We start from the raw sequence: 2,046 nt of genomic DNA, 5'->3' as shown, positions 1-2,046 counted from the left end.
ATGGTAAAACAGATTGAAATGATGAAGAAGTCCTATTTTACCAATATCATAGACACATCAATTAAAGAACGTTGCTTCATCATAGTAGATGAAGGGGCAAATCTTTGTCCGACACAAGGATTACCTAAAAAACAACGTGATGTTTTATTCATGTGTCAGGAGATGCTATCTGAAATCGCAAGAATTGGAGGTGGTTTAGGATTCCGGCTCATATTTTGTACGCAATATCCAACCTCTGATACATTACCAAGACAAATTAAACAAAATGCTGATGCGAAAATAGGCTTTCGATTACCAACGGCGGTCGCTTCCCAAGTCGCTTTGGATGAACCAGGGCTGGAGGATTTGCCATCGCTGCCAGGAAGAGCGTTATTTAAGACAGATCGTACAGAAGAAATCCAGGTACCTTTTTTAAAGGATAAAGATATGTGGGAGTTATTAAAGCAATACAAGGTGGTGAAGCAAAATGAGGCATCAAACACTCAAACAGAAAGCGAGACAAATCGAGATTTTATCCACTTTGAGTAAGTTGGATTTTTTAACTAGGAGGCAATTACAAGCCATCCACTGTCTAGGGAGTATTCGAAATGCAAATCGTGTATTAAAGGATATGCACTCGTATTGTCACATTACAAAAATGGCTCGTGAACACGTATATTATTTAAATAAAAAGGGACGGGATTTATTAGGAATTACAAAAGAAGTAAAGAGAAGTAGTCAATTACAGCACATATTAATGCGAAACGAAAGCTGGATGTGGCTTGGATTTCCAGAATGGAAAACAGAAAGACCTATCGAGTTTTCAATTAATGGTCAACGGTATCAGATTATTCCTGACGCAACGTATTTTGAAGATAATGTTCCCCATTTTGTTGAAATAGATCGTATGCAACATATGAAGGCAAACGAACATAAAATACAGTTATATGGCCATATAACAGATATCTACAAAAGACAGAATGCTATTGTTCCAGTAATTAATTTTTTTACATTATCAGACTATCGACAATCAAAGTTAGAGCAATATGCTGTAAAACAAAATGTGTTTATGAGAACTTTTATAATGCACGATATATTTTAAACTACATCCAAAAGTCATCATGGTGGATTTCTTTATGAGTCATTCTCTTCAGTGCTTTAATAATTTTTTGTCCATTCTTAAATGAAGGGTAAAAAGTATTTGCTCGGCACAATTTACTAATCGTTCCTTCACTCACACCGGAGTTTTGAGCTAAATCTACTTGTTTAATATCATGATTGTCTAAAAATTTACCTAAATTAGATCTAGGCTTTTTAAACCAAGACATGCGTTTCACCTCAATTATTTGATTTTATTAAAAGCATGTCCAAATCTTTAGTTTTCTAAACTTTAGATAAGTGAATAATTTTGTTGGATACGGCATATGGTTTAAAAGAGAACGAGATAAAAAATTATGTAATAATTTTGAGGAATCTAGCATTCATAGTAATAGCTACAAGTTGCTGATACACTATTCTAATGGCAACTTGTTGCAAAAGGTATTCCTATAAATTTAAAAGCTTGAACCTATTGACACACAAGGGTTTAGGCTTTTTTTAATTTATGGAGCAATGAAAACAAGTTTAATAAATTAAGAGATATCATATTGTTAAGTCGTCGAATATTGAAGAATTAAATTGATAATTTCACGTACTATAATGATAATAAAAAAATATATTCTAAATGGTTGTATAACACGAAACAAAAGGTTCATGATAAGAATAAACGTTCTGTTTATGGAGGGTGAAACAATGTATGAATGGAATGATTTTTTTGCATACACCTTTGTTCATTTTTTGCCAGTTGTGCATGTGCAAATACGGTAGATATTTTTTGAAGAGGGCTATCGTATAGGGGTAAAGCCGATTCTTGAAACACTGGTAATTTCATATATTGATATACACCAAACATCTTAAACTGTGTCCAAAATGAATAAGGGTATAAAAAATGTTTGAACTACCCCCACTTTCACTTCGTTTAGAAGAGGGGGATTCCTAAGTAAAGAGTTCTATCGAACTCTAATTTAT

Annotated in this window: 2 protein-coding genes and 1 pseudogene; 2 read left to right on the top strand and 1 reads right to left on the bottom strand. The window is 33.2% G+C overall.

Annotated features, from left to right (window positions below; all coding sequences use genetic code 11):
- Both JDS95_RS30350 and JDS95_RS30345 read left to right on the top strand, forming a co-directional pair.
- Positions 1-528: pseudogene (locus JDS95_RS30350) on the top strand (FtsK/SpoIIIE domain-containing protein); the annotation flags it as partial.
- Positions 467-1,081 carry a replication-relaxation family protein gene (locus tag JDS95_RS30345; protein WP_199691038.1) on the top strand — a complete coding sequence of 205 codons (615 nt, stop codon included), beginning with the start codon at positions 467-469 and terminating at the stop codon, positions 1,079-1,081. The pseudogene JDS95_RS30350 and the gene JDS95_RS30345, both read left to right, overlap by 62 nt.
- A gap of 1 nt (position 1,082) precedes the next feature.
- Here JDS95_RS30345 and JDS95_RS30340 read toward each other — a convergent pair whose 3' ends face one another.
- On the bottom strand, positions 1,083-1,307 hold the full coding sequence (locus tag JDS95_RS30340) for a helix-turn-helix domain-containing protein (protein WP_000118337.1): 225 nt from the start codon (positions 1,305-1,307) through the stop codon (positions 1,083-1,085).
- Positions 1,308-2,046 lie beyond the last annotated feature (739 nt).

The organism is Bacillus cereus group sp. N24, from assembly GCF_016483345.1.
Taxonomy (GTDB): domain Bacteria; phylum Bacillota; class Bacilli; order Bacillales; family Bacillaceae_G; genus Bacillus_A; species Bacillus_A toyonensis.
Note: the sequence above shows the minus strand (reverse complement) of the source record. Positions and strands in the feature narration are given on the sequence as shown.